Source organism: Methylibium sp. T29-B, from assembly GCF_000576225.1.
Lineage (GTDB): Bacteria > Pseudomonadota > Gammaproteobacteria > Burkholderiales > Burkholderiaceae_C > Methylibium > Methylibium petroleiphilum.
The window spans coordinates 1-3,726 of the sequence record NZ_AZSN01000242.1; the positions used below are offsets into that span (position 1 = coordinate 1).

General features: G+C 58.6%; 3 protein-coding genes. All 3 read left to right on the top strand.

Features of this window, described 5'->3' with window-relative positions; genetic code table 11:
• On the top strand, positions 1-1,114 hold a 1,114-nt coding region (locus Y694_RS20375; RefSeq protein ID WP_152543600.1), incomplete at its 5' end, for a YaaC family protein.
• A 162-nt stretch (positions 1,115-1,276) separates the two neighbouring features.
• Positions 1,277-2,134, top strand: a complete 858-nt coding sequence (locus Y694_RS22870; RefSeq protein ID WP_152543601.1) for a hypothetical protein — start codon at positions 1,277-1,279, stop codon at positions 2,132-2,134.
• A 332-nt stretch (positions 2,135-2,466) separates the two neighbouring features.
• Positions 2,467-3,333, top strand: a complete 867-nt coding sequence (locus Y694_RS20385) for a DUF2971 domain-containing protein (RefSeq protein ID WP_152543602.1) — start codon at positions 2,467-2,469, stop codon at positions 3,331-3,333.
• Positions 3,334-3,726 lie beyond the last annotated feature (393 nt).

Consider the following 3,726-nt stretch of genomic DNA (forward strand, 5'->3'; position numbering starts at 1 on the left):
CCTTAACGGAAAGCTGATTCCATTCAGCTCTTGGCCAACAAAGGTCGGCCCAAAAGGCAATGCCAGCCTGCAGTCACTGCTCTTCTCGCTTGATCCCTGGGCAATCATCGACCAGACCATCAAGACTTCATGCCCTTCGGCAGCACGCCCCGAAGCCCTCGCGTGCATGAATCAAGCGCGCGACTTCTTCGAAGGTGCTGTAGACACACAGCGTGTGTCAGCCCGCCCGCTGGCGCTTTACTACTGCTTCATGAACCTCGTGAAGGCGTTCTGTCTCACTCGCGGAACGCGGCCAACGTTCAACAAAGCTCAGCACGGACTCTCCGAGATGCTCCGCGCACCAGGCAACCGTGAGCTTGCTGATGCCTTCCTGCGGGCGTTCGTAAGCCCCAATGGCAGCGGAGACCTGCAGAACTTTTCCGAGTTCATGCTGGCTCTGGCTGGCGCTGGGCTAGCTGCCAATCAGGACTACGACGTACCCGTGCTCCTACCGCAAATCCTTCCAGGTCACAGATTGTGGTCTTCGGCGGCAAACAAGAAGGAACGCTTCATCGCGGTCCACGATATCCGCCCCTACCTCAACAAGGCCACGCGGGAACTTTGGCTGAACCTCTATTTCGTCTCAGACGACCTCTCCCGAATCGGCGTAACCATCACACGATTCCTTGCCGAGTCGAAACTTGGACCGGCGTTCATACAAGTCACCTGCGACGAAACCGATAGTGCTTTGCGCGAGCTGATCTGCTTCCAGCAAGTCGCACCGATCGTTTGCCCGAACACGAAGTACGCAAACTCACTTCAGTCGCTCTTCGATTCGATTCGGGGTTTGCTCTGGGCGACCGTCTCAACGGTTCCCCCATATCGCAGGCACTACGTCTACCTGCGACCGGCTGCAGAGGACACACAGACCTTACATCAGCTGCTCTCCATCTACATCCTCTCGTACTACTTGGGCTCAATAACGCGCTATCGCCCGCACCACTTCCCCGCTATCAACGATGGTGCCTTTGGCCCTCGCATTCAGGACTTCATCTCTGGTCAGGCGCAACAGTTCTTGTATCTCTTGGCCTCCGAGTTCGCTCGCCGCGAGATCGCCAAGCCCTCAATCCTCTAGCCGCGATGCCGCCTAACTTGTCGGTCAACCGGACCCGCTACGGCAGCCGTCGTAAGGCCGGGCTGCGGCGCTTCGCACTATCCTCGCATCCCAGTCTTACGCCGTCCGCCTCCGCGGTCCGGTTACCTTAACGTTAGGCGTCACACAACACCCGCCCTGCCAATGCCCAGCAAGCCCGAACAATCCCTGCCGCTTAGTCGCCGAGTTCTCTACGGGATCACGAACTGGGCCTTGCTGGTTGCGGGTCTCGCGAACCTTGCTGCCGGAACCTTCGCCGCGTTCAGCGATAGTCCAGCTGTTGCCGCAACATCACTAACCGCTGGCCTGGTACTTCTGTTCGCGGCAACGGTGGACCGCTTCGAGTCATTCAAGGGTCTTGGCATCGAAGCCAAGACCCGACAACTAGACGAGAAGATCAATCAAGCTGACGAGGCTCTGAAGCGTCTCCGACAGATGACTGAGCTCACAGGTACTGCGCTGATTGACTTGAACTGCAAAATGGGTCGCTTCGACTCAGCGCCAAGTCCGCGTGAGTTCTTCGCTCTGGCAGATCGAATCAGAGAGCTCATGCGCAGCTTAGGGTCGACCGAACAGGCGATCTCACTGGCTCTGGCACCCTGGGCCAAAACTCTGTGCTTTGATATCGCCCGTGCGAAGGCTGACCCATTGAACAGGGTCATTCGCCTGAAGATGGAAGCGCTAGAGCGTGAGCGCCAAGCGATACCCCAGCCGATGCACACTGATGATCCAACACTGCTACGCGTCAATCAACAGATGCGCGCGTTGTCGGAGTTCCAGACTTCTCGCCTTCGGAGCCTCCACAAACTTGCTTTGGAGGACTTCCCAGACAAGTTTATGGCCTTGTTTACCGACGTTCCGATGACTGAAGATGTGGAACTCATCCCTTTACGTCAAGAGGCCAGTCGCTTTGCTGGCGGCATGCTCTCCCTGGTGAAGTCGCGCGAGCTCGCTGATCGCGAGTTGTGGATCGAGGCGTTGAATGCGGCGCGAGAGCAGTGACGCCTAATCCCTCGCTCGAGCGGACTGGCCCCAGCAAGCCGGGTCATGCAGCTCATGTCAAACGTTAGGCGTCGCAAGCACCCTCCATGCGCACGTTCCGGAACACGATATTCCCCGATCTGAAATGCCCGGACCATGGCGTCTATGACGTCTGGCCATGTCCGTGGCCTTCCTGCAAGAACGGCATACCTGAAGACTCATTCCAGGTTGACCCACTCGTGGAGGGCGAAGAGCCTGAGGTCTATTCGCGAAGGGAATGGAGGACTGTTGCGCGAGAGCCCTACTACAGTTGGGACGGGACCAAACTACCGAACTGGTTCACCGTCCAGAAGGTGGCCTGGAACGAGGCGCGGCGGCTTGGTATGGTCGACTCTGCTCAACCCGAACTCATCTACCACTACACCGGGGTCGAAGCGTTCTTTGGAATCGTGCAGAGCGGAAATCTGTGGCTATCCGACTACTCGTACCTGAACGATACGCGCGAACTGTCGCACGGCGCCGACCTGATCGCTGAGGTCGCCACGGAGTTTCTGTCGCAGGAGTCGCGCCCGAAGGCAGGCGAGTTGCTGCAGCATTGGATCAAAGCTCTAGCCGCGCCAGTTCACCGGGTCTGTGTCGCATCATTCTCAGCGGCAGGGGACAGCTTGAGTCAATGGAGGGCCTACGGCCCGATTGCGATCGGCTTTGAGCCTCGCGATGTTTCTCTACATGCGTACAGGGCGAATCTTCGTCCCGTTGAGTATCTGAGAGAGCGCCAACGTGCCTTGGTCGAGGTTCACCTTCACCACACCAGGGAAGCGTACCTACGTGATCTGCACGAAGGGCGTCTTGAGCGAATCGAGGACGCGTACTACAAGATCGACCGCCTAATCGAATTGATCGCATTCTTCAAGGATCCGGCATTTGAGCAGGAGCAGGAGTACCGGCTAGCCTTCATCGAGCACCCAGACTTGATGCCTTCCCTCGGCCACAAGAGCTCGGCCAAGCGTTTTAGGGTCGGTCGCGGGCGGATCATTCCGTACGTACTTTCTAACGAACTTGAGCCGGTTCTGCCCGACGGCCGAGCCCTTGCACTTAGGGAGGTGGTTCTGGGGCCGGAGGCCGATGCAACTCTGGAACGCGGCATTCGCGAGTTCTTGGCCGAGTCCAATATGAGTGAAGTGAAGGTAAAACTGTCCCGCGTGCCCTACCGGACATGACTGCACCTCAACTGCGCGAGGCGCCGCCTAACCCCTCGCTCGAGAGCGGACTGTCCACGGCAGGCCGCCTGGCCCACGAAGCGCCCACTGTGTATGTTGAGCTTCGCCGGCCAGGCGTCCTGCCGCGGCCAGCCGCTCAGCTCGAACGTTAGGCATCAGAAACACCGTCGCTCGGCGTCCCAGCAAGTAATGACGTATTGATGGATTGCCCCAAACTCCTCCGCACGCTGATCGTCGGAGACGACCCACGGCTACTTGCCCAAGTATCTTGTCTACTGGCGAGGAGACGCCACTACCTCCCGGTGATCGATGGCCCGCGGATGACTCGGCCGGACTACCTCACCGAGGTCACGATTCGCGGAAACGCCGCTGCTTGTTGACGCCGACCGAAAA

Bases quoted from the DNA above. Each gene is read 5' to 3' on its own strand.
- Y694_RS22870 (WP_152543601.1), top strand. From the start codon at position 1,277: ATGCCCAGCAAGCCCGAACAATCCCTGCCGCTTAGTCGCCGAGTTCTC.